The sequence below is a fragment of the Streptomyces sp. NPDC002054 genome, from assembly GCF_040296685.1.
Classification (GTDB): domain Bacteria; phylum Actinomycetota; class Actinomycetes; order Streptomycetales; family Streptomycetaceae; genus Streptomyces.
Genome location: NZ_JBEOXT010000005.1, coordinates 168,915 through 193,010 on the forward strand (window position 1 = coordinate 168,915; position 24,096 = coordinate 193,010).

The following is a 24,096-nucleotide window of genomic DNA, read 5'->3' on the forward strand; positions in this document are numbered from 1 at the left end:
GCATCGACAGAGCGGGAGCGACGCATCCGGGGGCTGGAGGCTCTCATGGGTACGGATGTCTGGGGTTACGCGAAGAGCACCGGCCATGTCGCGGGCGCGGATCTCACCGGGTTCCGGGTGGACGCGGCGGACGGACACATCGGCCGGATCGACAAGCACTCCGCGGATGTGGGCCGCTCGTACATCGTGGTCGACACCGGACTGTGGATCCTGGGCCGGCACGGCCGGCATGTGCTGGTCCCGGCGGGACTGGTGCGGCTGGTGGACCTGGAGAGCGAGACGGTGCACTTGTCGGCGACCAAGCAGCAGATCAAGTCGAGCCCGGACTTCGAGCGCGGGCAGCAGGACGACGAGGTCTTCATCCGCCTCACCGAGCAGCACAACATCGAGGGACACTCCTGAAGGGGGAGGCGGCCTGACGATGTCAGGAAACTTCTCCGTGGTGGCCATGGAGCTGAACGCCGGCACCGTCCTGGCGCTGTCCGGGGACCTCGACCGCGACACGGCCGCGCCGCTGCGTGAGGCCCTCGAGGCCGTCCTCGGCGGGGCTGACGCCCCGGCGACGGGGCGGCTGCTGGTGGACTGCGGCGGGCTCCGCTTCTGCGATTCCACCGGGCTGAACCTCCTGCTCCGGGCCCGGCAGACCGCCGAGGACTCGGGCGGTGCGCTGGAACTGGCCGCACTGCAGCAGCCGGTGGCCCGGATGTTCGAGATCACCGGCGCGGGCGGGGTCTTCACCGTCCACCGGGACCTGGCCGCCGCGTTCGCGCACGGCGACGGCGGGGGCGGTACGCCATGATCGACGTACCGGAACAGACACGACGGATGGTGCTCGGCGGCCAGGGCGGCCGGTTTGACGGGGTGGTGGGCCGCTGCCGCGACTTCACCCGGCGGGCCTTGGTGGACTGGCAGTGGACCGGCCACGCCGCCGCCCTGGACGAGCGAGACGAGGCTGCCGAGGACGTCCTGCTGATGGTCTCCGAGGTCGTGACCAACGCCTGTATGCACGCCGGCGGCCCGCGGGAGCTCGTCCTGCGGCGTACGGCGGACCGACTGCGGATCGAGGTCAGCGACGGGAACCCGGAGCCCCCGCGGCGCTGCCCGCGCGACGACCCCGCCGTGCCGGGAGGGCACGGCCTGCTCGTGCTGGAGCTGCTCGCCCGGAGCTGGGGCTCGGCACCGTCCGCGGACGGGCGGGGCGGTAAGACGGTGTGGCTGGAGGTGCCGTGTCCACCGGTTCCACCGGTTCCACCGGTTCCGTCCCCGGACGGTCACCGTGTGCGGGATCGGTCAGCAGCCCCGTCCGGAGCCGCGCCAGGGTCCGGGTGAGCAGGCGGGACACGTGCATCTGGGACAGCCCCAGGACGTCGCCGATCTCGGACTGGGTCAGCTCCCCGCCGAAGCGCAGCGACAACAGCGTCCGCTCGCGTTCGGGCAGCTCGGCCAGGAGCGGCTTCAGGGACTCCACGCACTCGATCCGGTCGTACGCCGCTTCCTCCTCGCCGAGACCGGGGGTGGTGGCGTACGCGTCGCCGTCCTCCTGCACCGGTGCGTCCAGGGAGCGCGTGGAATACGCGTGCGCGGCCTTGCGGCCCTCGGCGATCTCCTCCTCCGGCACCCCGAGGCGCTCGGCGAGCTCCGCGTCGCTGGGCCCGCGGCCCAGGGTCTGCTCCAGCGCGTCGTAGGCCTTGGCGGTGTCGATGCGGAGTTCCTGGAGGTGGCGGGGGACCTTCACGGCCCAGCTGGTGTCCCGGAAGAACCGTTTGATCTCACCGGTCACGGTGGGCATGGCGAAGGTGGTGAACTCCACCCCGCGCTCGGGGTCGAACCGGTTGATCGCCTTGATCAGGCCGATCGTGCCGACCTGGATGATGTCCTCGACCGGCTCGCTCCGGTTGCGGAACCGCCGGGCGGCGTACTTCACCAGGCTGAGGTTGAGCTCGACGAGGGTGTTGCGGACGTACGAGTACTCCGCGCTGCCCTCCTCCAGGGCCCTCAGCCGGCGGAACAGGGCCACCGACAGGGTCCGGGCCTCCGCCGTGCTCGTCCGGAGCGGCTCCTCGGGGATTTCCGGCATTCCGGCGGTGTCGTGCGCGCTGATCCTGGGGATACGGTCCACACGGTCCATGCGATCGCTCCTCCGGCGGCGGGTGGGTCGCGCCGCGCGCTGCGCGCGGCGAGGCCGTCGTGAGCTGTTCCTTCTGGGTATACCCGGCCGGTTGTCCGCATACCCGTGCGCGACTCCGGGCCCGGAACACCCATACCACCCATTACATGGGAAAACAGACGTCCGCGCCTGATTTCGGCCCGGCCCTGCTCAGCCGGGCGGCAGAGCGCGCAGGATCTGGGCCGTCGTACGGACGCGCCCCAGCCGGGGAAAGATCTTTGCGAACGAATGCGCGTGCGACTCCGCGTCCAGGTCCGCCGTCGCGTCCTCGGCGAAGACCAGCCGGTATCCGTGTTCCCACGCGCTCCGCGCCGTGGACTCGACCCCGGCGCTGGTCGAGATCCCCGCGAGCACGATCCGCTCGACGCCCCGCCGCCGCAGCTGGAGGTCGAGCTCCGTACCGGTGAACGCGCCCCAGTGCCGCTTCGTCACCACGATGTCGCCCTCGACTGCGAGCCCCGCCGGGAACTCGGCGAACCCGGCCGGCGGCGCGGCCACCGGCCCCGGCCGGTCGGTCTCGGCCGGCGGGCGGTCGCCGCCGTCCGCGGACCAGTCGACCCGGACCAGCACCACCGGCAGCCCGGCGGCCCGGAACGCCTCGGCCAGTTCGATCCCCTTCGCGAGGATCCGGTCCGCGGGGCGCGCCGTGGGCAGCGCGAGGATGCCCTGTTGCAGGTCGACGAGGACGAGCGCGGTCCGCCGATCCAGGCCCTCCAGGCCGTCCGGCTGCTGTGCTGCGTCTGCCATGACACGACCATAGATCGTTCCTGCCCGGCGTTCTCAGAGCGCCACGGCGGTCAGCGCGAGGGCCGAGGCGGCGAAGACCACGGTGTGGCGGAGGTTCTGCAGCGCGCCGACCCAGGCGGGGAAGGCGTTCTCGGCGGCCTTCAGCAGGGCCGGCACGTCGATGCGCTTCAGTACCGGGTCGCCCTTGCGCTCGAACGCGGTCGTCACGGCGGTGGCGGCGGTCAGCTGGCTGTGCAGGATCAGCACGTTCCCGAGGATCACGATCGACTGGAAGGCCCAGGTCAGCGGCTCGGCCCAGGAGTTACCGGTCAGGTTGAGCCCGGCCAGGGTCGCCATCACCGCGGCGACCGCGAGCGGTGCGTACGTCTCGTGGCCGCCGGCGTCGAAGCGGAGCCCGTTCGCCTCCAGTACGCCGGCGGGCACGCCTTGGCGCTCCAGTTCCGCCTCAGCGGTCGCCTTCGCGTCCGCGCCGTAGCGGTGGCGGACCAGCGGGATGCTCAGGAAGGCGACGGCGACGAGCAGCTGCAGGATCGCGGCACAGGTGTTCACGGGGGGCTCCTTCGGCGGGTTCCGAGTGACTTGCACTGTGTTCAAGTCGACGGTAGCCCCCACTTGAACGCTGTGCAAGTCATTCCTTGCACAATGTTCAAGTGGGGGGTGTGCGCCCTATCGTGTGTGCATGACGCGCGACACCCTCACCCGGGACCAGATCGTCCGGACCGCCATCGAGCTGCTGGACGAGGGAGGGCTGGAAGGCCTGAACATGCGCAGCCTCGGCCGCCGGCTCAACTCGGCCGCCACGGCTGTCTACTGGCATGTGAAGAACAAGGACGACCTCGTCACGCTCGCCGGTGACCGGGTGTGGGACGAGATCGGGCTGCCGGACCTGGACACGGTCGACTGGCGGACGGCGGCCACGGCCATGGCCACCGACCTGTACGCCATGTTCAACCGGCACCCCTGGCTCGTACAGGCCTTCGCCTCGCACCTCTTCTACGGAGCCGGCAAGGCCCGCCACGACGACCACAGCCTCGCCGTCTACGAGGCGGCCGGATTCGTCGGCGAGGAGGCGGACCAGGCCGCGGCCACCGTCTTCACCTTCGTCCTCGGCAATGCCCTCGGAACGTCCGCCACGGCCTCCCTGACCCGGAAGATCAGCCGCAGCGGCGGGGACGCGGACGAGGTGCTCCGCGACACCGTGAAGCGGGCCGGCGAGGTCGCGATGCGGTTCCCGCGGCTGCGCAGCCGGATCGAGGCGGCCGAAGGCTCCGGTGTCGAGGCCGGCGCCGCCGACTATGCCGCGGCGCCGACCAGCAGTTTCGAGTTCGGCCTCCGGGCGCTGCTCGCCGGGCTCGAAGCCGAGCACGCCGCCCGCCGCCCGCCTGCGGAGGCTTGACCGCTGCCCTATTCGCCTATTCGCCGATGCGTACCAGCGCCAGCGTGATGTTGTCGGGGCCGCCCGCCTCGATGGCGGCCTTCCACAGCTCGAAGGCGGCCCTGCCGTCGTCGTGCACCCGCAGCACCTCGTCGATGGCCTCGTCCGGCACCGGATCGGTCAGCCCGTCGCTGCACAGCAGGTAGCGGTCCGCTCCACCCAGCGCGGTGACGGTGACGTGCGGTTCGACGTCCCGGAACAGCCTGCTGCCGCCGAGGGTCTGCGTCACGGCCGAGGTGGTGCGCCGGCCGGGGGGCGGCGGCGGGCTGTCGTCCACGCTCACCTGCTGCAGCCCCGCCCCGCCCGCCGCGTAGACCTTGCTGTCGCCGACGTTGAACGTCACCCACGACTCGGGCAGGACCAGCGCCCCGGCCACCGTGGTGCCCATGGTGGCCAGCCCGGGCTCGCTGTCGGCCGCCGCGTACAGCTCCCGGTTGCAGAGGTCCAGGGCGTCGCGGATGCGCTCCTCGCCGTCCAGCGAGGTACCGAGCGAGGCGAGCCGCCGTACGACCAGGGCGCTGGCCACCTCGCCGGCCGGCTGTCCGCCGAGCCCGTCGGCCACCGCGACGACCAGCGGCCGGCCGAGGGGGAACAGCAGCGTCTGGGGATTGTCGGTGACGGTCCCGCACAGCGTCCACGGGCCGATGACCAGGCTGTCCTCGTTGTGCTCGCGGACCAGCCCGACATGGCTCAGTGCGGTCACGGAGATGTACGGCACCTGGGCCCTCCTGTCCCCGCAGCGGACGCCGTGCCCTCACCCCCATTGTCGCCCCGCGGGCCCCCGGGGCGCGGGGCGACGGGCGACTCGGCATGCGGCGGCCGGCCGGCCGGAGCACGCTGGACCTGGGGCTGACCGTCTCCACGGCCGGGCCGGCAGCGCGGCCAGGAAGGAGCGCCGGCGATGTTCGCGAGGCTGAGCACTTACCAGGGTTCACCGGTTCCTGCGGAGGGAGACCTGAGCGCGAAATCGGAAGCGATCGTCCAGCAGGTCAGGGATGCTCCCGGATTCCGGGGCGTCTACTACCTCGTCGACCGGGCCTCGGGAATGGCCGCCTCCCTGACCCTGTGGGAGGACGAAGCGGCGATGCAGGCGAGCGAGGACCAGGCCGCCCGCATCCGCGAGGAAGCTGCCCAGCGCGAGGGTCAGCAGATCCTCTCGGTCGAACACTTCGAGGTGGCCTTCACCTTCGCGCCACCGACCCTGTGACCCGGATCACTCCGGAGGTCCGATGAGTCCGGCCTTCCGTTCCGGTCCTCCCTGCAACAGAGCAGTCGGATCCGAACGGAAGGCGCAGGACATGACCAACACCCAGACCCCGAAGGGCCCGGCCTCCTACTTCCCCTCCATCGAGAAGAAGTACGGCCGCCCGATCGCGGAATGGAAGGACCTGATCCGTTCCGCCCCGCAGACCAGGCACATGGAGCTCGTCTCCTGGCTGAAGACCGAACACGGCCTGGGCCACGGCCACGCCAACGCCCTGGTCGCGCACACCCTGGCGGAGGACAACGCGGCCTGAGCCGGCCGGCCCTCAGCGGCCGGCCGTGGGGGTGATCACTGGTCGGGCGTGGCCCATTCGACGAGCTGGATGACGACCCCGTTGGGGTCGGTCAGCTGGAACAGGCGCTCGCCCCAGGGCTCTTCGCGCAGCGGCATGGTGATGGGGGCACCCGCCGCGCGCAACCTGGCCTCCTCGGCGTCGAGGTCGGTGACCGTGAACGCGAGGATCAGGCCGGCCGCCTCCCGGTCCCGCTGCTCGGCGGGGAGGACTTCGGTGCCCCTGCGGAGCAGAACGATGTCGACGGCGGCGTCCTCGCGGGTCAGGGAGGCGAAGCCGTCGGTGGCCATGGCCACCTGGTAGCCGAGGTGGGTGCAGAGGAACGCGCGGGAGGCGTCGACGTCGGCAACGGTCAGGGAGAGGGTGGAGGTGGCGACGTTCACTGCGGCTCCTTGGAGAAGGTGGTGATGGTGAGGCCGGAGTCGAAGGACCGGGTGCCGGCCGGGGTGAAGTGCGTCAGGGTGAAGGGGCCGTCGAACAGGGGGATGCCGGCTCCGATGACAACGGGGTGGCACTTGATGACCAGTTCGTCGATCTCGTCGCGCAGGGCGCCGGCCAGCTTGCCGCCCCCGCACAGCCAGATCCCCATGCCCTCCTGCGCCTTCAGCTCGCGGACCAGGGCGACCGGGTCGCCGACGACGGTCACCGCCGGATCCGGGCTGGTGAGCGTGCGGGAGACGACGTACTGCTTCAGGTGGGCGTACGGGCTGGTGAGGCCCACCTTCAGGCCCGGCTCGTACGCTCCGCGGCCCATGATGACGGTGTCGAACCGCTCGGCGGGCCGGTCGGCGATGCCCAGCGGCGCGCGGGCGGGGGTGGGCATGGTTTCGGGGAAGTCGGCGAGGATCGCCGCGGCTTCCGCACCCTCGAAGGGGAAGAAGTCGTACTGCCCGTCGGGACCGGCGATGTAGCCGTCGAGGGTGGTGTGGACGAAGTAGGTCAGCTTGCGCAAGCGAGTGCTCGTTTCTTCGGTGTGGAATTCGGTGTGGATCAGGCTGTGGGCAGGTCGAGTTGGAACTCGCGGGTGCGTCGGTAGGAGCGGAAGCCCAGCTCTCGGTTGACCGCGAGCATGTGGACGTTGTCCTCGGCGTTGTCGGTCTCGACCTCGACGACCGAGGGGTGCTCGGCGCGCAGCCGGCGCACCATCGCCGCCTTGATCCACAGCCCCAGGCCATGGCCGCGGTGCGCGGGCACGACCGCGGTGTCGTACTGCTGGGCCCGCGACGACGCGCCCTGAGGGAGCACGATCTCGGTGTAGCCGGCCATCGTGCCGTCCTCGTGGACGGCCGCGATGGTCAGCAGGGTGTCGCCACGATCGGCGACCACCTGTGCCATGGCCCGCACGCGGTCGGCGTCCCAGTCCACGCTGCCGTAGTCCAGGTCTCCGACGGGCATGTCGTTCATCGCGTTCTTGGCCGTCGCGAAGGCGTCGGCGAGCTCGTCGGGCACCGTGCCGGTCCAGCCGGTCAGCCGGTAGCCGAGGTGCTCGGCATCGCTATCGCCGACCTTGAGGATCCTGTTCTCGTCGACCTGGTCGAGGTCCAGGATCAGATGGTCCAGGCTCAGGGCCCGGCGGAAGCTCCACCGCTCGAGGAAGGCTTCGCCCGGGCTGTCGGCCGAGGCTTCGACGATCAGGCTGCGCCGGCTCTCGGTGCGGCAGGCCGCCACGACCTCCGACAGCAGGAGCGAGCCCGTCCCGTGGCGCCGGTGTGCGGGGACGACATGGAGTTCCAGTTCGGCCAGGTGATCCCGCCCCGGGGAGGTGAACAGCCGCAGGCCCGCGACCCCGACCGGGACGCCGTCCGCCCCGGTGGCCGTCCAGGTCAGCCGGTGGCTGTCCAGGGTGGGCTTGGTGAGCTGGGCATGGACCTGCCCGGGACCGGGTGGTGGTACGTCCGGCAGGTCATGGGCCATCGAGGCGGCGACGACCTGATGCCATGCGGCGGCGTCGGTGACGGAGATGCGGCGGAGCGGAGTGATGTGGACGTGCTCGGACAAGGCGGGGACCCCCGAAGTCGAATCGAACGAACTCCCCAGAAGGTAGGGGGGTCTGAGGATCCGGCACATCGGTCGGCATGACGTAACGCGATGATCGAAGACGTGCGGGCGTTAGGTAGGTTTACGCCATGCTGTACGGGCGGGGGACCGAGCAGGACCGGATACACCAGTTGCTTTCGCAGGCCCAGGAGGGTGCGAGCAGCGCGCTGTTGATCCACGGTGAGGCCGGAATCGGCAAGACGGCACTCCTGGAGTACGCCGCTGCCGCGGCCCCGGGGCGGGTGCTGCGGACTGTGGGCATCGAGTCGGAGATGGAGCTGGCCTTCGGCGGCCTGCACCAGCTGCTGCGACCCGTGACCGATCGACTGGACCGGTTGCCCGAGCCGCAGGCCGCTGCGCTGAAGGCGGCGTTCGGGCTGTCCGGCGAGGCGGTGCGGGACCGGCTCGCCCTGGGGACGGCGGTGCTGACGAGCCTGGCACAGGCTGCGGACGGCAGCCCGCTGCTGTGCGTGATCGACGACTTCCAGTGGCTGGACCAGGCATCCCTGGACGCCTTGGCGTTCGCCGCCCGCCGGCTCCACACCGAGGGTGTGGTGATGCTGTTCGCCCGCCGTGACGGTGTTCCGGGCGGGCAGATCACCGGCCTGCCGCAGCTGAGGCTGCAGGGCATCGACTCCGCGGCCGTCGACGCTCTCCTCACCGACCACGTCGCCGACCTGTCGCCCTACGCACGGGACCAGATCGTCGAGCAGGCGCAGGGCAACCCGCTGGCGCTGCTGGAACTGCCCGCGGCGCTCACCGTAGAACAGCGGGCCGGCCAGCTGAACCCCGTCACCCTTCCCGCCGGGCTGTCCTCGCCCTCCAGCCGGATCCAGGAGACCTTCCAGGAACAGGTCCGCCGGCTGCCCGATGCCACCCGGGCGATGCTGCTGGTGGCCGCCGCCGACGACTCCGGCGACCTCGACCTCGTCCTGCGGGCGTCGACCCGGTTCGGCGCGACGCTGGAAGACCTGGAGCCGGCCGAACACGCCACGCTCGTCCTGCTGACCGAGCACACCCTGTCCTTCCGCCACCCCCTCATCAGGTCGGCCACCTACCAGGACGCCGCCCTGACCCGGCGCCTCGCAGCCCACCGGGCGCTGGCCGAGGAGCTGGCCGCCGAGCTGGACGGTGGGAGGAGCGGCGAGCAGCATGCCGACCGCCGGGCCTGGCACCTGGCAGCCGCCACGACCGGAACCAACGAAGACGTCGCCGACGAGATGGTGGGCGTCGCGCAGCGGGCCGGCGGCCGGCAGGGCACGGCCTCGGCTTCAGCCGCCTACGAGCGGGCGGCGCAGCTCACCGCGGACCCGGCCAGGCGCGCCCGGCTGCTGGCCGCCGCGGCCTTCACCTCGGCCGAAGCCGGGCAGTTCCACCGCACAGCGGCCCTCACCGACCTCATCAATGGGCTCGCCCTGGACCCGGCGATGCTCGCCGACTTCGCCCGCGTCCGGGCCATCGTCGAGCTGGACCGGGGGTCGCCGCGCCAGGCCACCCGGATCCTGCTCGAATGCGCGGACCGGATCGGCCCGTCCGCCGATCTGGCCCCGGTGCTGGCCGAGGCCGCTTCGACGGCGCAGTCCTCGGGCGACCGGACGCTGATGGCCGAGGTCGAGGCCCGGATTCCCGCCTTGCCGGAGGATTCGACGATGCGGACGATGCGGACGATGGCGGGCCCGCTCGCCACGGCCGGAAACGCCGGATCCGCCGGATTCGCCGAGCGGATCCTGGCCGGGACGCACGCCCAGCTCTCCGCCGATCACCGCACCGCTCTCGAGATCGCCGCCGCCTGCGTACGCGACTGCCGGGCGCAGGACGTGATCGGCTGGCTGCACACCGCGCTGCACCTCCTCGCCGAAGCCCAGATCTCCCTGGGGCGCTACGAAGAGGCCGAGTCCGCCGCCGCGGAAGGGCTCGCCATCGCCGAGCAGTTCGGTCGGAACCACCGGGCGGTGTACCTGCGCGGAACCCTGGCGACCCTGGCCGCTCTCCGGGGGCAGCAGGAACGATGCACCCGCCTGAGCGCCGCGGCTCTGGACTACGCGGATGCCCACGGCATCGAGCTGGCCGCCGCCCACGCGCACCGGGCCCTCGGCCTGCTCGACCTCGGCCTGGGCCAGGCCGAGAGCGCGCTCACCCACCTGGAGGCGGCGCGGGCCCGCGTGGGGCACCCCGTACTGTCGGCCTTCCTCCTGCCCGATCTGGTGGAGGCCGCGATACGCGCCGGGCAGCGGGACCGCGCGGCGGAGTCGGCGAGGGCGCTGGCGGAATGGGCAGAGACCGCACACCACCCCGCGGCCCTCGCTCTCGCCCGCCGCTGCCAGGCACTGACCGGGCCGGACGACGAGACCGACCAGCACTTCACCACGGCCCTGCACCTGCACCTGCCCGTGCCCGTGCCCGTGCACGACGAAGGCGGCGCGACCGGCGCGACCCAGCCGTTCGAACGGGCCCGCACCGAGCTGCTGTACGGGGAATGGCTCCGCCGCGAACGACGTCGCACCGACGCCCGCCATCACCTGCGCACCGCACTGGAGACGTTCGAGACCCTCGACGCCCAGCCGTGGGCGTCCCGGGCCCGCACCGAACTCCAGGCCGTCGGCGGGACCGTCGACCCCGACAGTCAATCGAACGCGCTGCTGGGCCGGCTCAGCCCGCAGGAAAGGGAAGTCGTACGGCTCGCCGCCACAGGGGCCACCAACCGCGAGATCGCGGCCCAGCTCTTCCTGAGCCCCCGTACGGTCGGCCACCACCTCTACCGCGCCTTCCCCAAGCTCGGCATCACCTCCCGCACCGAGCTCCCCCTGGTCCTCGCCGAAGCCGAAGCCCACTGACGGAGCCGGTCCGGGCACCTCGGGCGGGACGTGACAGAGCCCGGCCGGGGCGACTGCGGACCGGCCGGGCTCTGGGTGTGCGGGCGAGCGGCGCTCTGGGTCAGAGCCTCTCGTCGTGCAGGTCCTCTTCGCGCAGCAGATCGTCATCGCGGCGGCGCGAGGTTTCCTGCTGGCCCTGCTTCTGGCCCTCTTTCTGGCCCTGCTTCTGTCCCCGCTCGCGGGACGCCTTGCCCGGCTGGGGGTGCGCGGGGTCTCCGGGGCGATGGTGCTCCTGCCCCGCGCGGCCCTTGCCCGGTTCCTGCTGCTTGTTCTGCTTAGCGTCCATGACGGCGACTCCTCTTGGTACGTGGTGGGGGACGGATTCCTCCCGGATCAAGCTGACACGCACCGTGATGATCTGCATCATTTCGACTGCGAAGTGAGGCACGCGGGTGACGCGAGGGCGGTCCACGGACGGAGTTTCTCCGGATTGCGGACCGCCCAGATGCGAGCGATGCGGCCGGCCGCGAGGCTGAACGCCGCCACGGTCACGGTGACGCCGGCGTGCTGGGCGACCAGGCCGGGCCGGCCGTTGACCGTCCGCTCCAGGAGCGTCAGCCCGGGGGCCTTGTCGGCGATGTGGATCAGGTACTGGGCGATGCGCTCGCTGCCCTCGACCGGGCGGAGGACGGTGCCGACCAGGCCGCCGCCGTCGGCGGTCATCGTGGCGTCGGGGTCGAGGAGGCCGACGAGGGCCTTGATGTCCTTGGCCTCCCACGCCTGCTTGAAATCCCGCACCAGACCGGCCTGCCCGGCCGCCGGAACCGTCGGAGCCGCCGGATCCGCCGGAACCTCCGCGGCGCGAATACGCCGACGGGCCGAGGACGCCAGCTGCCTGCAGGCCGCGGGCGTCCGGCCGACGACCTCGGCAATTTCGGCGAAGGGGTACCGGAAGACGTCGTGCAGGATGAACGCCACGCGTTCGGCGGGCGTCATCGACTCCAGTACGACGAGGAAGGCCATGTTCACCGACTCGTCCAGGGTGACCCGGTCGGCGGGGTCGGCCTGCTCGGCCCCGCCGCCGCCCACCCGCCCGCTGAACCACTCCGTATGGTCGGGCAGCGGCTCGGGCAGCCACGCGCCGACGTAGCGCTCGCGCCGGACCCGCGCCGAGCCGAGCATGTCCAGGCAGATGCGGCCGGCCACCGCCGTCAGCCAGGCGCCGGGCGACTCGATGGCCTCCTGCCGCTGCCGCGACATCGCGTACCAGCGGGTGTAGGTCTCCTGCACGGCATCCTCGGCCTCGGCCAGCGAACCGAGCAGCCGGTAGGCGAGATTGATCAGCCGGCGCCGCTCGCCGACGATCGCGCTCAGGTCCGGCTCGGATGGCGTGCTCATGGTCGCGACGCTCCCTGGTTCATCCCTCACCTCACATTTCGCGGGCCTGCGTCGTCGGACTACCGAGACCCGAGACCCGAGACCGTACCGATCCACCGCCGCGAGGCAGAAGACGAGGACCGCATCATGGCCACACAGACCACGGCAGTACCCGGCAGACGCACCACGTTCCTGCAGGTCGCGATCGCCCTGCAGACCCTGTCCCTGTTCTTCCAGGCGGTCACCGCCGGAATGCTGCTGTCCTCGTCCCACGGCGCAGTGCTGCACGACGCCGGATCGCGGGTGATGTACGGCGCGTCGATGCTGTACGTGCTCGCCGCGATCCTGGCGTGGCGCCCGGGCGGCGGATCGCCCCGCCCCATCCTGTACGCGTCCGGATTCCTCGTACTCGCCTCGGTGCAGGTGGTGCTGGGCATCGCGCACATACCGTCGCTCCATGTCCCCCTGGGCATCCTGATGTTCGCCCTGAGCCTGCTGGCACTGGTGGGCCAGGTGCTGAGGGCCCGGGAGTAAGGGCGGCATTTGCGGCGCGTCAAAATACCGCGAAGCATTCGTTACGAAACGGCCAGAACGCTCCAGGGCATCGAGGATCGACCCCCAAGGGAGTTGATGTTCGGTGATGACACAGGTCATGGAATCGGTGACCGGGAGCGAAGCGACGGCGCCCACCCGCTGGTACTCGGCCAATGGAGCCCCGCCACCCAGGCGCATCGTCACCGCCGACGACACCATCGGCGCCGCCGAGGCGTACCGGCTGATCGGCGAGGGCACCGCCCTGCTCTGGCGCGGCGACTACCCGTCCGCGCGCCGCCTCCTCGCCGCCCTGGGCCGTCGCATCGACCGCAGACACTCGCCCTCCCCCCTGCCCCCGACCCTGGCCGATGCGTACCGGCTGCACCGCAGCGAACAGGCGCGCCGCGCACGACTGCTGGGCATGCTGCTCATCCCGTACGAGGCCGGCTGGGCGATCCCGCTGCGCCGCGCCCCCCTGGTGGCGGAGGCCTGCATCCAGGCACACGGCCCGTTCGCGGGACCCGGCGTCGGCTCGCTGCGTGAGCTGCTCGGCGTGATCGGCGCGTACGAATGGCGTCGGAAGGGTGTGGTGATCCCGGCGCTCGGCGGCGATCGGATCCACCCGCACTACGGGGTCTTCTCCCCGGTCCGGGGGGAGTACCTGGACCTGGTCGCCGAAGCGGAACTCCCCGCGGGATACACGGCCTTCGACATCGGCACGGGTACGGGCGTACTGTCCGCCGTCCTCGCCCGCCGCGGCCTGCGCCACATCGTTGCCACCGACCAGGCAGCCCGCGCCGTCGACTGCGCCCGTGACAACATCGCCCGCCTCGGCCTGGCCCACAGGATCGCCGTACGGCATGCCGACCTGTTCCCGGCAGGCCGCGCCCACCTGATCGTCTGCAACCCGCCCTGGCTGCCGGGCCGTCCCCGTACGCCGCTCGATCAGGCGGTGTACGACCCGGACAGCCGGATGCTGCGGGGCTTCCTCACCGGACTCCCGGATCATCTGGAGCCGGGCGGCGAAGGCTGGCTGATCCTCTCCGACCTCGCGGAACGCCTCGGGTTGCGCAGCCGTACGGAACTGGGCGACGCGATCGCGGCGGCGGGGCTGCGTGTGGTGTCCCGCACGGTCACGAAGCCGCGTCACGCACGCTCGACGGACGCATCGGACCCCCTGCACAGCGCCCGCGCGGCCGAGGTCACCTCACTGTGGCGCCTCCGGGCCGACTGAGGCCCAGGTTTCACTCAGCGGATTCCGGAGTTGGGATGCTCGGCATCCCACTCCCGGCGCGCCCGGGCTATGGGGTCACGGTGCAATGTGGGCAAGGAGCTGCGTTCGCTGAAGGTCGTGGCGACGCTGTATCGGACGCTGGCCTCCCTCACGGCGCTCGCAACCATCGTCGGAGCCCGTCGCTGGGGTACACCGCTCGACGGAATGGTGATCGGCCGGGCGCGGGCCGCTCGCCTGACCTGGTGACGGCCGGCCAATAGGGCGACGTACGACCGCTACTCCCGGCCGGGGGCACCCGGGGCGCGGGTCATGTTGAAGGTGAGGCTGGAGAAGTCCCGGCCCTGGAGCACCGGGCCGTTCTGGGTCCCGCCGCTGATGCTGTTGTGGACCTCGCCGCCCGACGAGGCCTGGGTCTGTTGCCACCACTCTTCCAGGAGCGGGCGGAACTCCCCGTCGAGGGCGGCCCGTACCCCCAGAGCAGTGGCCAGTGCCTGGGCGCGCAGCGGATCGGCGGGTTCGGCCTCAAGTGCGGCGACTTCCAGTTCGCCGGAGCTGATCTGGGACGTTCCGCCCGCTTCATCCCCCTGCGCTGCTCCCCGCTGGAAGGGACGTCGTACCAGTGCGGTGAGTCCTTGCCACGCTTGGCGTCCCGCCTCACTGCCGAGGCCGCCGGCCAAGGCCGCGAGGGCCGCTGCGGTGATCGGGTCCATGCGGGACTCCCTCGGTTGACGTCGGATCGCCCTACCCTAGGTCTTTCCCGGCGGACGAAGGAGGGAATCCGTCGCTTCCGTCACCCGTCCGGTTGTGGTGTCCGGTCCGATGTGTCCGCATCGTCATGTCGCGCTCCAGCCCCTACTGTTGGCGCATGGCCGAGGAGACGCGGAACAGTCTGGACGGGCGTGCGGAGGTGGTCGTCCAAGCCGGCCGTATCGGGGAGCTTCACCAGCATCTGCACGGCGCGGAGGCGACCTTCCGTCCCGTCCCTGTTCAACTTCCGCCTGCACTCGTGTGGTTCGAGAACAGGCACGATGAGCAGCAGCGCATCAGTCGCGCGATCGATGACCACGAGGCTGACCGAGGGCCCCTGGTCGTCACACTGTCCGGTATCGGCGGCATCGGCAAGACGGCTCTGGGCTTCCACGTGGCCCGTGGCCTTGCCGACCGGTACCCCGATGGCGTGCTCTACGTCGACCTGGACGACCTGAGGCGGGACGGTGTCGTCGAGGTCTCCGATGCCGTCGGGGACCTTCTGACGGGCCTGGGTGTGGCTCCGGAATGGCTGGAGAGGTCCTTCGGCAGTCGCACGAAGCAGCTGTGGCACATGACTCGGGACAAGCGGATCCTGGTGGTCGTCGACAACGCCCGCTACGGGTCCGAGGTGACCCCGCTCCTTCCCTCGTCGGACGGCAGCCTCGTGATCGTCACCAGTCAGGGCACTCTGTACGACCTTGACGGCGCCGCTGCGGTCGAGGTGCCGGTGGGCCCGCTGGCCGAGGACGACGCCGTGCGGCTGCTGGGTCACTTGGTGGCCGACCCCCGGCTGTCGGAGGACCCGGACGCGGTGATCGACCTCGCGCGGGGCTGTGGCGGGTTGCCGGCGGCCCTCCAAGTGGCCGGGCAGTGGGTGCGCAAGTACCGCAGACGCAGCCTGTCCCGGCTCGTCGCGGAACTGACGGCAGAGTTGCACGGGAAGGGCATTCCCATGGTCGAAGCCGTGTGGGACGCCGCGTACACGGGCCTGGTGCCGGAGGTGGCTCGCTTGTACCGTCTGCTGCCCCAGCTTCCGGGGCCCAGGATCGAGGAGTCGGCCGCTGCCGCTCTGCTCGGGTGCGGTCCCGCTCTCGCGGGTGATGCCTTGGAGGAGCTGGAGTCCGCGGGACTGCTGGAATGCCTGGCCGAGGGCTGGCGCCTGCACGACCTCTTGCGGGGGCATGCCGAGCGCCGAGCGCAGCAGGAAGACCCGGACGGGGCGGAGCGCAGGCGGGCCCGCCGTTCACTGATCGCCTGGTACAGGCGCCAGGCCGCCCGCGCGGATCTGCTGGCAGCCGGCTCGCGGATGACCTTCGCGGAGATCCCGGAGCCTGTGTCCGCCGACGTTCCCGACGTCGAGTTCACGGGCAAACCGGAAGCGCTGAGGTGGCTGGAGTCCCACCGGCTGGCCCTGTACGGGGGTGTCCGGTTGGCTTACGAGGACGGGTTGTACGAGGACGCGTGGGCGCTGTGCGAGCCGTTGTGGACCCACTTCCTCGACCATCCGCACTACGCGGACGTCACGGATGCGTTCCGTACGGGGGTGGCCGCCGCCGACCGTGCGGAGCACCTGCCCGCCATGGTGCGGATGAGGTGTCAGCTGGCCCGCCCGTTGTGGGAGCAGGGGCTGTACGAGGAGGCAGCCGAGCAGTTGCGACATGCTCTCAACGCCTCCGAGGCGTTGGGGGAGTCGGTCTCGGAGCGCAAGCTGAGGGCCTCGACGGTGGAGTTCCGGGGGCTGCTCAAGGCCGAGACAAGGGACTGGTCCGGGGCCGCCGCGGACTTCGAGGCGTCGAAGGCGGCCCACGCGGAGATCGGCAACGCGTACGGAGTGCTGCTGCAGACCTATCTGCTGGGACGGACCGCGCTTCGCAGCGGGCAGCACCAGGAGGCTGTCACGTTTCTGCGGGAGGCCCACCGGATGGCCCGGGCGCAGGAGCGGGAACGCATGGCGGCCCGGACCGGGTTCGAACTGGGCCGCGCGCTGCGCTTGGTGGGCCGACCGGAGGAATCCCAGGCGCTGGTCCGTGCCGCCCTCGACGGTGCCCGGGAGCGGGGTTCGCGCACGGACGAGGCCCGCGTCCTGGAGGAGCTCGCGAACCTCGCGGAGGACCGCGGAGAGGCGCAGACGGCAGAAGAACACCGTACTGCCGCGCGTCGCATTGCGATCCTGCACGGGGGTGCCCCCTCCGACGGTCAGAGCACGTAGTCGAGGTCGACCGCGTCCGCGGGGTCCAGGTGTACGCGTACGGTGATCGGTCCCGTATCGCACAGGAGCGACACGGGTGGAACGCGTGTCGCGTCGTCGCCCAGCCAGGCGTGAACCGCGGACGCGACGGCTGCCGGATCGGCGTAGGAGACGCGGCCTGCGTCGTGATGGGGTTCCAGGCGGAGGCTGAGCAGCCCTGCCGTACGGTGCCGTACCAGGCTTCGCAGGGGTGTCAGTATCGCAACGGCCGTCCGGCAAGCCGGTGCCTCGGCCAGGACATGTGCGGTCCACCCGGCCGCCGTCCACGCGGTGGGCTGTCCGCGAAGGGGGTTCTCTGCGCGCCGCCACAGTACGGCGGCACTCTGCACGGCCCGCGGTCCGGCCGCGGGGTACTCGGCTGCCAGATGGTGCATGGGTCCCTGCGTCTGCACGGGGAAGCGCTGAAGGGCAATCCGCTGCCCCGATACCTCGGCCCGTACCGCGAAAGCCCGCGGCTGTGTGGGCGCTGTCGAGGGCCGAGGGAACGCCCGTGCCTCCAGCGGACCGTCCGGAGGGCGCAGCCCGAGGAGCCGGTAGAGGTGGTGCCGCAGCTGTGGGAGCGCTCGGCTCTGCTGAGCGAAGGCGACGGCCGCGTGGCCGCGAGTGTCCACTGCCAGGGCGTCCGGGAGCACGTCCGGCAGATCGGAGGCCGCCGAGAGCTTGGGCGTGGCGGCCAGCAACCGCGCCATCGGACTGTCGGGGATCATCTCGTGGCCGCCGTCGTAGGCGTCGATCACGGGGCGGCCGAGGGCTGCGGCATAGAGAGCTGTGGAACCGTGGTCGGTGACCACGGCGTCGGCGGCGACCAGCAGGGCGGCCCATTCCTCGTAGGGACGGGCGAGCACCAGGCCTGCGGAGAGGGCCGGAGCGAGGTGCCGGTTCAGGTCGAACATCCCTGTGCCGCTGTGCTCGTTGGGATGCAGGACCAAGGCGATCTGGAAGGCGTCGTGGGGCAGCAGACCGTTCAGGTCGGCCGGGAGTCCGGGCCGGCGTGCGATCAGTGACTCAGGTCCCCATGTGGACGTCAGGACGATGAGTCTGCGATGCCCGGTCCCCAGCGCAGCGCGGAAGTCGGCGCGGTGGGGGACCGACGCGAGGAGCCGGTCCAGGGTGGGGTCGCCGACCACGGCGGCCCGGTCCGCTGCGACGGGGCAGTGACGTGCGAGGCGGGACACCTGCTCCTCGTGCGCCAGGCCGTGCAGATCCGCCCAGGGTTTGCCGTCGGCCAACAGGTAGTGGGGGTCGAGGCCCGATGGGACATCGGCCGATCCGTCGTCGGTGACCGTCTTGTTGAATCCGGCTCCGTGGGGCAGCAGCGCACGCAGCCCCGACAGCCGTCGGAGGTCGCCCTTCGGGCTTGCCGCCAGGACCAGGTCGTGCCTGACGCGCAGGGCCTCGTCCCAGGGCAGGGTGCGGGCACCGGCGTGACTCAAGGCTGCAAGGGCGTCGATGTCGAAGCGCGAGCCCGGGACCAGCGTGAACCGGGTGATGATTCGGCTGTCCCCGTCGAAGGCAGGCAGTACATCGAGGAGTCGGTGCAGAGCTCCTGCGGAGCGCACGGCGACCAGCACGGCCCGCTGCCCGCTGCCCGCTGCCCGCTGCCCGCTGCCCGCTGCCCGCTGCCCGCTGCCCGCTGCCCGCTGCCCGCTGCCCGCTGCCCGCTGAATTGTCGATTCTACCGGTGGCAGGCGCTCGGCGGGCAGCAGACCGGCGGGATGGTTCAGGGGCGTCGTCGGGAGCCTGGTGCGGCATGCACCTGATCGTAGCGGCCGTGGAACGCCCCCCTCCTCGCCCGTGAGGCGGCCGAGCGCCCGTGACCTGGTTGTCGTCGTGGTGGTGTCGCAAAAATCGAAGTAGAGCTGGTAGACCCGGCCGGCTTCGGCCTCGACACCTCCGCCGACCTCAGCCCACCACAGGGTGCGGCGCCCCGCGGCGGGTGTGGTCCGGGTGGAGCTGTCCGCCTGGGCCGTTCGGGTGGGTTCGCTGGGGCGGGGGGCCGGTGTGGTGGGAGAGGATGCCTGCGATGTTGGCCGGGGAGAAGAACTCCGCCGGTGGCATGGCGCCGGCGTACAACCGGGCGAATCCGTCCATGGCCTCCTGGTTGCCTTGCATGGCTTCCAGCAGCTGAACGAGCTCGGCCGGGAGCGGGCCGCAGCGGGCCAGCTCGCAGGTGAAGTCGTACATGGGCAGAACCCGTGCGTCACGGGCGGAATGCCAGGCTTTCATGGCGTCGCCGTACGAGCGCCTCCCCGACAGTGCCTCGTCGACGGCCGTGGCACACATCTCGGCGTCCTGGAACGCGTCGGAAATGCCCTGGGCGGTGACGGCGTCCCGGGTGTACCCCGCGTCACCCACCAGCGCCCATCCCGGACCGTAGGGTTTGCGGAAGAAGTTGGGGATGGCGGCGCCGACGAAGCGTGCCTCCCGCGTGGCGGCCCTCACCCGTTCGGCGAAGGATGGCACCGCGTCGAACATCGCGCTGAAGGTGCTCTCGACGTTCGTCCTGTGGACCTGGAACTCCGCGTAAGGCCAGCAGCCCACGACCAACGTCAGGTCGTCGTGGGTGGGAAACGCGGTGAACGCCCGTCCAGGGCGGACGTACGTCTCCACCCGGCCGCTCATCGGCAGGCCGCTCCAGTAGCTGTAGTAGGCGGCCTCCAGACGTGGCCTCTCGTGGTACTGCTCCGCCTCCACGGCACGGGCGACGGACGAGTGCAGACCGTCGGCTCCGATGACCAGACGGGCCCGTTCCAGAACAGTGGTTCCACCCTTCCCGCCGCCTCGGATTCCGGCGACCCGGTCACGTTCGAAGTGGAGCCCCGTCACGCTGAATCCCTCGCGCACCTCCACCCCGGCCTCCGACGCGGCGTCCACGAGCAGCTTGTCCAGCACCGTCCGGCGTGGGGCGTAGGCGACAGGTGCGTGCTCCAGCCCAGGAGAGCCGGCGATGGCGGCACTGCCGAAGTCGAAGGCGTAGGTGGAGATCGGAGGGCATCCCGTCGCCCGCAACCGGTCCAGCAGGCCCCATCTCTGCAGAGCCGCGACGCCCGGCGTGTGGACGGCGTGCGTCGAGACCGTGTCACTCGGGAACGTCGCCCGGTCGACCAGGAGGACGTCATACCCCTTTCCGGCGAGAAGGGCCGCGGTCGGTGATCCGGCGCAGCGCGCGCCGACAACGATCACGTCGTACTGGTTCCTGGACATGGGGACTCCTCCTTGACGTTCCGGATGTTCCCCGCGGACATGCGCGTGCTCCGAGCGTCCTGTTCCGCTCGGAGCACGGATGGGCATGCCTGGCGGGCTTCAGTTCAGAAGCGAGACCTTCAGCCTGCCTTCGCCGTACGCCTCGACCGCGGCGTTCAGTTCGTCCATCGAGAGGTGCCCGTGGTTGTTCGTGTCGATCTGCCTGAACGCGTCAGCGGAGTCGTGCGTGCTGCCGACGGCCTTGAGCCACTTCGCGAACTCTTCCTGGCTGATCTTCCCGTCCCCGTCGGTGTCGCAGAGCTGCGCCACCGCGGCGATGTGAGGGCGCACCACGGAGGCCCAACCGGTGGCTCCCCGGCCGATGACGTCCTCACCGATCTGTTCGAACTGCTCGCGGGACACGCCCTGCGTGGAGCCGGCCTTCTCCGCGATGTAGTTCCACAGGCCCATGTACGTGCTCAGCACCGCGTGCCCACGGGGGGTGCTTTCTTTCTCGCCGAACGCCTTGAGAACCTTGCGCGCTTCCGCTTCGAAGTCGCTGCGCTCGAGCATGCCGTTGCCGTCGTTGTCCCACAGGTCGAACCGCTCGGTGAGCCGGCCCCGGACAGTTGGCGCTGTTGTCATGCGGTCACTCCTTCTACGAGGGGGGAGGCGACTGCTACTCGCGCCGATAGCGCAAAGTCGCAAGTCGACTACTTTGCGTGATCGGTCGCAGGTTAGCGCAGACCTCGCCGGTGGCGCAGCGATGGCGTGGGGTATCGGTGGCCGTCCGTCGGTCCGTATCGCCTGATCGTCGGCGTGCTTCACCTTGGCGAGTGAATCGGGCGTGGGTTCGTTCGTGTCACCCGTGCGGGTCACCCGCGTTCGGCGGAGGGGCTTGGGCCGAAGGGGGTGCCCCGCGGCAACCCCGGCCCACCGTCACTCACTGCATATGCTCGGCGACGTTGAGCGAGCACTTCTCGCGGGTGGACGACCAGCGGCACCGGCGCGTGCCGGTTCGCGTGCCGGTTCGGGGCCCGTGGCGCTCACAGCCCAGATCCATCCCGGACGGAGTGATCGACCGTGCAAGAGGTAATGGTCCTGCGGGACAGCCGGCAGGCGGACATCGGCAAGCATCCGTTCTTCGACTGGCTGCACGGGGACTCCGTGCATCTCGAAGACCGGTTGAAGTTCGCCCCCATGGCGGCCTTCTTCATCATGCAGTTCAGGGACATGAATCGCTGGGTGCTGCGCTTCCCCGAGCCGCGCGACGAGTTCGAGTGGGTCATCAACCTGGGTACGCAGGAGGACGAGCGGCACTCCCGCATGTTCCTGGAGGACTGGCGCGAGCAGGACCTCGACGGTCATCTGGGGTGGCGGGCCAGCGACACGCTCTGGTGGCTGTTCCTCTCCCCGGAGCAGGAGGTCTTCCGCCGCAGTGGGGTCGAGTTCGTGTCGCTGGCGGTCGACGACGGCGACGACGCGCTCGTCCGCTTCGGCCACTCCGAGGCAGGCGAGGCGACCGGCCACGTGATGCTCAGCAACACGGCGGCGATCGCCTCCGAGCTCGCCGAGCGGAACGGTCGGAAATACCGGTACTTCGGCCCCTACCACCTTGGCCTGGAATCCGGGCATGTCGCGAACACCGAGGGCGTGTTCGAGGAGGTCTGTCTCGATGCCGGCCGTCGAGAGCAGTCCAAAGAACTGTGTCATCGCATGTTCGACATCTTCGAGCGGCTCTTCGACGGATTCCACGAGTACGCGCAGAAGTACGTGGACTCGGCCACGGTGCCGCGACGCGTGGTGGAACCCTCCCGCGCGACGACCGAGTGGACCGCGCCGCCCATGCCGATCAAGCCGGGGAGCCGACGGGAAGAGGACGTGGCGCGCCGGCTCGCGCAGCGGAAGGCCCAGGTCGCCGCTCATCCCTTCTACGCGTGGCTGCGCGAGGACAACGGTCTCTCGGCGGAACGGAAGCTCAAGCGCTTCATCCCCATGTGGGTGATGGACATCCTGGGGTACCGCGATCTGAACCGGTACGCCATGACGTACGCGGCGCCGCAGAACGACGCCGAGCGCGCCGTCAACGCCTGGGCCGGCCGCCTGTCCGGGCACAGCGACCTGTTCCTGTCCGACTGGGCCGCCCTCGACATCGACACGCTGTTGGGCCACTCCGCCAGTGACACCCTGGAGTTCCTCTTCCTCGATCAGGACATGGACCTTCACCGGGAGAACATGATCGAGTTCATCAAGCTCGCCCTGCGCCACCGTGACCCGGCCGTGCGCTGGTGGATGATGGCCGCGCTCGAGTCGACAGGGGAAGAGTTCTTCGCGCACACCCAGCGGCTCGCCGCCGACGTCGAGAGGGAAACCGGCCTGAGGCTCGACTACCTCAGCGGCCGGCACGACCCGCCGGAGGCGGGCCTCAACACGGGGGGCGTGGTGGACGGCGTTCCCGTGGCCCCGCTCTCCGCCGACGGGGCGGACATCGCCCTCAAGCTGGTGGATCACGTCTTCGACGCGATGGAGCGCCAGCTCTGGCGTTCGCTGGCCGTGGCCCGCGCCAACAAGTTCAACGTCGCCTGAGGTGACGTGACAGGTGACGTGACAGGGGTGTGGTTCCGGCATTGCGCCGTAACCACACCCGGTCGGGAGAATTCATCCGGCGGGTATACCCTGCTGGCTGGCCTCTGTCCCGCGCGTACCGAAAGGAAGGTGAGATCCACGATGTGTGGTGAACCTCCCAGTCGCACGCCGCGGGACGCTGCCCCGACGACCGGACCCTAGCCCGGTCCGCAGGCTGCGTCTGCGGCGTGCCCTCGTGCATCCCGAACGCCTTCTCACCGCCTGCCTGCGGAAGGACTACGCCGTGTCCGAGCGTCGTCTGCGTGCCCTGCGCGCATTCAAAAACCCGGCCAAGCGCCCCGCTCAGCCCCGCCCCGCCGATGACCGGCCGAGCACGGCTGTAGCGGTCGAGCAGCAGCTGCCCCGTACCGACAGTGTGATCACCGCCGCGCTGTACCACGACGGCGTCCGCACCAGCACCCACGACTCACTCGCCGAGACCTTCGCCAAGCTGCGCGAGGCGGAAGGCGGCATGGCCTGGATCGGCCTGCACCGTCCTACCGAAGCCGAGCTGCTGTCCGTCGCGGAGGAGTTCGACCTGCACCCCCTCGCGGTCGAGGACGCCCTGGAGGCGCACCAGCGGCCCAAGCTGGAACGCTACGGCGACACCCTGTTCGTGGTGCTCCGCGCCGCCCGCTACCTGGACGCGGCCGAGGAGGTCGACTTCGGCGAGCTGCACGTCTTCGTCGGACCCGACTTCGTGATCACCGTCCGCCACGGAGCCGCCCCGGATCTGGCGGCGGTCCGGCGCCGTATGGAGAACACCCCGGATCTCCTCAAGCGCGGCCCCGAGGCCGTGTTGTACGCGATCCTCGACGCGGTCGTCGACGGCTACGCGCCCGTGGTGGCCGGCGTGGAGAACGACGTCGACGAGATCGAGACCGAGGTCTTCCGGGGCGACCCGAAGGTCTCGCGCCGCATCTACGAGCTCTCCCGGGAAGTGGTGGAGTTCGCCCGCGCGACCCGCCCCCTGGCACGGATCCTGGACGGGCTGACCGCGGGATTCGAGAAGTACGGCATCGACGAGGAGCTGCGCCGCTACCTGCGTGACGTGGCCGACCACGCCACCCACGTCACCGAACGCGTCGACGGATTCCGCCTGGCACTCCAGGACATCCTCGCCGTCAACGCCACCCTGGTCACCCAGCAGCAGAACGAGGAGATGAAGCAGCTGGCCCACGCCGGCCACGCCCAGAACGAGGAGATCAAGAAAATCTCCGCCTGGGCGGCGATCCTCTTCGCCCCGACCCTGGTGGGCACGATCTACGGCATGAACTTCGAGACCATGCCCGAGCTCGGCTGGGTCCTCGGATATCCCTTCGCCCTGTCGCTGATGGGTGTCGTGTGCCTGAGCCTGTACGTGGTCTTCAAGCGCCGGGACTGGCTCTAG

The 24,096-nt window shown here is 70.7% G+C and carries 25 protein-coding genes and 1 pseudogene; 13 read left to right on the forward strand and 13 right to left on the reverse strand.

Features of this window, described 5'->3' with window-relative positions:
• The first annotated feature begins 45 nt into the window (after positions 1-45).
• The 3 genes from ABT123_RS06555 (at position 46) to ABT123_RS06565 (ending at position 1,329) form a co-directional block, all read left to right on the forward strand.
• The gene (locus tag ABT123_RS06555) at positions 46-402 is read left to right on the forward strand and encodes a PRC-barrel domain containing protein (RefSeq protein ID WP_351310424.1); all 357 of its coding nucleotides are present in this window, start codon (positions 46-48) and stop codon (positions 400-402) included.
• 19 nt (positions 403-421) lie between these two features.
• The gene (locus ABT123_RS06560; protein WP_351310425.1) at positions 422-799 is read left to right on the forward strand and encodes an STAS domain-containing protein; all 378 of its coding nucleotides are present in this window, start codon (positions 422-424) and stop codon (positions 797-799) included.
• 203 nt (positions 800-1,002) lie between these two features.
• The gene (locus ABT123_RS06565) at positions 1,003-1,329 is read left to right on the forward strand and encodes an ATP-binding protein (protein WP_502970891.1); all 327 of its coding nucleotides are present in this window, start codon (positions 1,003-1,005) and stop codon (positions 1,327-1,329) included.
• Here ABT123_RS06565 and ABT123_RS06570 read toward each other — a convergent pair.
• The 3 genes and pseudogenes from ABT123_RS06570 to ABT123_RS06580 form a co-directional block, all read right to left on the reverse strand.
• Positions 1,286-2,128 (reverse strand): annotated as a pseudogene (locus ABT123_RS06570) (SigB/SigF/SigG family RNA polymerase sigma factor); the annotation flags it as partial. The gene ABT123_RS06565 and the pseudogene ABT123_RS06570 overlap by 44 nt on opposite strands.
• 189 nt (positions 2,129-2,317) lie before the next feature.
• Positions 2,318-2,914 carry a hydrolase gene (locus ABT123_RS06575; RefSeq protein ID WP_351310426.1) on the reverse strand — a complete coding sequence of 199 codons (597 nt, stop codon included), beginning with the start codon at positions 2,912-2,914 and terminating at the stop codon, positions 2,318-2,320.
• A gap of 33 nt (positions 2,915-2,947) precedes the next feature.
• The gene (locus ABT123_RS06580; RefSeq protein WP_351310428.1) at positions 2,948-3,463 is read right to left on the reverse strand and encodes a hypothetical protein; all 516 of its coding nucleotides are present in this window, start codon (positions 3,461-3,463) and stop codon (positions 2,948-2,950) included.
• Between the two features lie 130 nt (positions 3,464-3,593).
• Between ABT123_RS06580 and ABT123_RS06585 the strand changes: the two genes are divergently transcribed.
• On the forward strand, positions 3,594-4,310 hold the full coding sequence (locus ABT123_RS06585) for a TetR/AcrR family transcriptional regulator C-terminal domain-containing protein (RefSeq protein WP_351310429.1): 717 nt from the start codon (positions 3,594-3,596) through the stop codon (positions 4,308-4,310).
• A gap of 16 nt (positions 4,311-4,326) precedes the next feature.
• Here ABT123_RS06585 and ABT123_RS06590 read toward each other — a convergent pair whose 3' ends face one another.
• Positions 4,327-5,067 (reverse strand): PP2C family protein-serine/threonine phosphatase, encoded by a 741-nt coding sequence (locus ABT123_RS06590; RefSeq protein WP_351310431.1) that lies wholly within the window; start codon positions 5,065-5,067, stop codon positions 4,327-4,329.
• Between the two features lie 183 nt (positions 5,068-5,250).
• Here ABT123_RS06590 and ABT123_RS06595 point away from each other — a divergent pair, with 183 nt between their 5' ends.
• Together ABT123_RS06595 and ABT123_RS06600 are read left to right on the forward strand one after the other, a co-directional pair.
• Positions 5,251-5,556 (forward strand): hypothetical protein, encoded by a 306-nt coding sequence (locus ABT123_RS06595; RefSeq protein WP_351310432.1) that lies wholly within the window; start codon positions 5,251-5,253, stop codon positions 5,554-5,556.
• 91 nt (positions 5,557-5,647) lie between these two features.
• On the forward strand, positions 5,648-5,866 hold the full coding sequence (locus ABT123_RS06600) for a DUF4287 domain-containing protein (RefSeq protein WP_351310434.1): 219 nt from the start codon (positions 5,648-5,650) through the stop codon (positions 5,864-5,866).
• 35 nt (positions 5,867-5,901) lie between these two features.
• Here ABT123_RS06600 and ABT123_RS06605 read toward each other — a convergent pair whose 3' ends face one another.
• The 3 genes from ABT123_RS06605 to ABT123_RS06615 are packed head-to-tail and all read right to left on the reverse strand — an operon-like array spanning position 5,902 to position 7,903.
• Positions 5,902-6,288, reverse strand: coding sequence for a VOC family protein (locus tag ABT123_RS06605; RefSeq protein ID WP_351310435.1), 387 nt, complete (start codon positions 6,286-6,288; stop codon positions 5,902-5,904).
• Entirely contained in the window at positions 6,285-6,857 is a 573-nt protein-coding gene (locus ABT123_RS06610; RefSeq protein ID WP_351310437.1) for a dihydrofolate reductase family protein, read from the reverse strand. The genes ABT123_RS06605 and ABT123_RS06610 overlap by 4 nt, the downstream gene beginning before the upstream one ends.
• A gap of 38 nt (positions 6,858-6,895) precedes the next feature.
• Positions 6,896-7,903 (reverse strand): GNAT family N-acetyltransferase, encoded by a 1,008-nt coding sequence (locus ABT123_RS06615; RefSeq protein WP_351310439.1) that lies wholly within the window; start codon positions 7,901-7,903, stop codon positions 6,896-6,898.
• Between the two features lie 128 nt (positions 7,904-8,031).
• Between ABT123_RS06615 and ABT123_RS06620 the strand changes: the two genes are divergently transcribed.
• Positions 8,032-10,776, forward strand: a complete 2,745-nt coding sequence (locus tag ABT123_RS06620; RefSeq protein WP_351310441.1) for an AAA family ATPase — start codon at positions 8,032-8,034, stop codon at positions 10,774-10,776.
• A gap of 100 nt (positions 10,777-10,876) precedes the next feature.
• Here ABT123_RS06620 and ABT123_RS06625 read toward each other — a convergent pair whose 3' ends face one another.
• Together ABT123_RS06625 and sigJ are read right to left on the reverse strand one after the other, a co-directional pair.
• A complete protein-coding gene (locus tag ABT123_RS06625) occupies positions 10,877-11,101 on the reverse strand; it encodes a hypothetical protein (protein WP_351310442.1) in 225 nt (74 codons plus the stop codon).
• 77 nt (positions 11,102-11,178) lie between these two features.
• Positions 11,179-12,153, reverse strand: a complete 975-nt coding sequence (gene sigJ, locus ABT123_RS06630; RefSeq protein ID WP_351310444.1) for an RNA polymerase sigma factor SigJ — start codon at positions 12,151-12,153, stop codon at positions 11,179-11,181.
• A gap of 126 nt (positions 12,154-12,279) precedes the next feature.
• Here sigJ and ABT123_RS06635 point away from each other — a divergent pair, with 126 nt between their 5' ends.
• From ABT123_RS06635 to ABT123_RS06645, 3 genes are all read left to right on the forward strand, one after another.
• On the forward strand, positions 12,280-12,666 hold the full coding sequence (locus ABT123_RS06635; RefSeq protein ID WP_351310446.1) for a hypothetical protein: 387 nt from the start codon (positions 12,280-12,282) through the stop codon (positions 12,664-12,666).
• A 106-nt stretch (positions 12,667-12,772) separates the two neighbouring features.
• Positions 12,773-13,900: a methyltransferase gene (locus tag ABT123_RS06640; RefSeq protein WP_351310448.1), complete on the forward strand. Its 1,128-nt coding sequence runs from the start codon at positions 12,773-12,775 to the stop codon at positions 13,898-13,900.
• Between the two features lie 87 nt (positions 13,901-13,987).
• Positions 13,988-14,146, forward strand: coding sequence for a hypothetical protein (locus ABT123_RS06645; RefSeq protein WP_351310450.1), 159 nt, complete (start codon positions 13,988-13,990; stop codon positions 14,144-14,146).
• Between the two features lie 29 nt (positions 14,147-14,175).
• On the opposite strand, the gene ABT123_RS06650 is transcribed toward ABT123_RS06645, so the two are convergent.
• Positions 14,176-14,610, reverse strand: coding sequence for a hypothetical protein (locus ABT123_RS06650; RefSeq protein ID WP_351310451.1), 435 nt, complete (start codon positions 14,608-14,610; stop codon positions 14,176-14,178).
• Between the two features lie 155 nt (positions 14,611-14,765).
• On the opposite strand from ABT123_RS06650, the gene ABT123_RS06655 reads away from it, so the two are divergent.
• On the forward strand, positions 14,766-16,859 hold the full coding sequence (locus tag ABT123_RS06655; protein WP_351310453.1) for an NB-ARC domain-containing protein: 2,094 nt from the start codon (positions 14,766-14,768) through the stop codon (positions 16,857-16,859).
• Here the strand turns inward: ABT123_RS06655 and ABT123_RS06660 are convergent.
• The 3 genes from ABT123_RS06660 to ABT123_RS06670 form a co-directional block, all read right to left on the reverse strand.
• Positions 16,847-18,457: a translation initiation factor 2 gene (locus ABT123_RS06660; protein ID WP_351310454.1), complete on the reverse strand. Its 1,611-nt coding sequence runs from the start codon at positions 18,455-18,457 to the stop codon at positions 16,847-16,849. The genes ABT123_RS06655 and ABT123_RS06660 overlap by 13 nt on opposite strands.
• A gap of 343 nt (positions 18,458-18,800) precedes the next feature.
• A complete protein-coding gene (locus ABT123_RS06665) occupies positions 18,801-20,102 on the reverse strand; it encodes an NAD(P)/FAD-dependent oxidoreductase (protein ID WP_351310456.1) in 1,302 nt (433 codons plus the stop codon).
• A gap of 99 nt (positions 20,103-20,201) precedes the next feature.
• Positions 20,202-20,726, reverse strand: coding sequence for an EF-hand domain-containing protein (locus tag ABT123_RS06670; protein ID WP_351310457.1), 525 nt, complete (start codon positions 20,724-20,726; stop codon positions 20,202-20,204).
• Positions 20,727-21,164: 438 nt separating this feature from the next.
• Between ABT123_RS06670 and ABT123_RS06675 the strand changes: the two genes are divergently transcribed.
• Both ABT123_RS06675 and ABT123_RS06680 read left to right on the forward strand, forming a co-directional pair.
• Positions 21,165-22,667 carry a hypothetical protein gene (locus tag ABT123_RS06675; protein ID WP_351310459.1) on the forward strand — a complete coding sequence of 501 codons (1,503 nt, stop codon included), beginning with the start codon at positions 21,165-21,167 and terminating at the stop codon, positions 22,665-22,667.
• Between the two features lie 283 nt (positions 22,668-22,950).
• Complete coding sequence (locus tag ABT123_RS06680) at positions 22,951-24,096, forward strand: magnesium and cobalt transport protein CorA (RefSeq protein ID WP_351310461.1); 1,146 nt, start codon at positions 22,951-22,953, stop codon at positions 24,094-24,096.

What these genes read in the sequence shown, in the direction of transcription:
- ABT123_RS06655 (WP_351310453.1), top strand. Translation starts at nt 14,766, where the DNA reads ATGGCCGAGGAGACGCGGAACAGTCTGGACGGGCGTGCGGAGGTGGTC.
- ABT123_RS06555 (WP_351310424.1), top strand. Translation starts at nt 46, where the DNA reads ATGGGTACGGATGTCTGGGGTTACGCGAAGAGCACCGGCCATGTCGCG.
- ABT123_RS06585 (WP_351310429.1), top strand. Translation starts at nt 3,594, where the DNA reads ATGACGCGCGACACCCTCACCCGGGACCAGATCGTCCGGACCGCCATC.
- ABT123_RS06635 (WP_351310446.1), top strand. Translation starts at nt 12,280, where the DNA reads ATGGCCACACAGACCACGGCAGTACCCGGCAGACGCACCACGTTCCTG.
- ABT123_RS06640 (WP_351310448.1), top strand. Translation starts at nt 12,773, where the DNA reads ATGACACAGGTCATGGAATCGGTGACCGGGAGCGAAGCGACGGCGCCC.
- ABT123_RS06670 (WP_351310457.1), bottom strand. Translation starts at nt 20,726, where the DNA reads ATGACAACAGCGCCAACTGTCCGGGGCCGGCTCACCGAGCGGTTCGAC.
- sigJ (WP_351310444.1), bottom strand. Translation starts at nt 12,153, where the DNA reads ATGAGCACGCCATCCGAGCCGGACCTGAGCGCGATCGTCGGCGAGCGG.
- ABT123_RS06600 (WP_351310434.1), top strand. Translation starts at nt 5,648, where the DNA reads ATGACCAACACCCAGACCCCGAAGGGCCCGGCCTCCTACTTCCCCTCC.
- ABT123_RS06620 (WP_351310441.1), top strand. Translation starts at nt 8,032, where the DNA reads ATGCTGTACGGGCGGGGGACCGAGCAGGACCGGATACACCAGTTGCTT.
- ABT123_RS06595 (WP_351310432.1), top strand. Translation starts at nt 5,251, where the DNA reads ATGTTCGCGAGGCTGAGCACTTACCAGGGTTCACCGGTTCCTGCGGAG.
- ABT123_RS06560 (WP_351310425.1), top strand. Translation starts at nt 422, where the DNA reads ATGTCAGGAAACTTCTCCGTGGTGGCCATGGAGCTGAACGCCGGCACC.
- ABT123_RS06650 (WP_351310451.1), bottom strand. Translation starts at nt 14,610, where the DNA reads ATGGACCCGATCACCGCAGCGGCCCTCGCGGCCTTGGCCGGCGGCCTC.
- ABT123_RS06665 (WP_351310456.1), bottom strand. Translation starts at nt 20,102, where the DNA reads ATGTCCAGGAACCAGTACGACGTGATCGTTGTCGGCGCGCGCTGCGCC.
- ABT123_RS06625 (WP_351310442.1), bottom strand. Translation starts at nt 11,101, where the DNA reads ATGGACGCTAAGCAGAACAAGCAGCAGGAACCGGGCAAGGGCCGCGCG.
- ABT123_RS06565 (WP_502970891.1), top strand. Translation starts at nt 1,003, where the DNA reads ATGCACGCCGGCGGCCCGCGGGAGCTCGTCCTGCGGCGTACGGCGGAC.
- ABT123_RS06575 (WP_351310426.1), bottom strand. Translation starts at nt 2,914, where the DNA reads ATGGCAGACGCAGCACAGCAGCCGGACGGCCTGGAGGGCCTGGATCGG.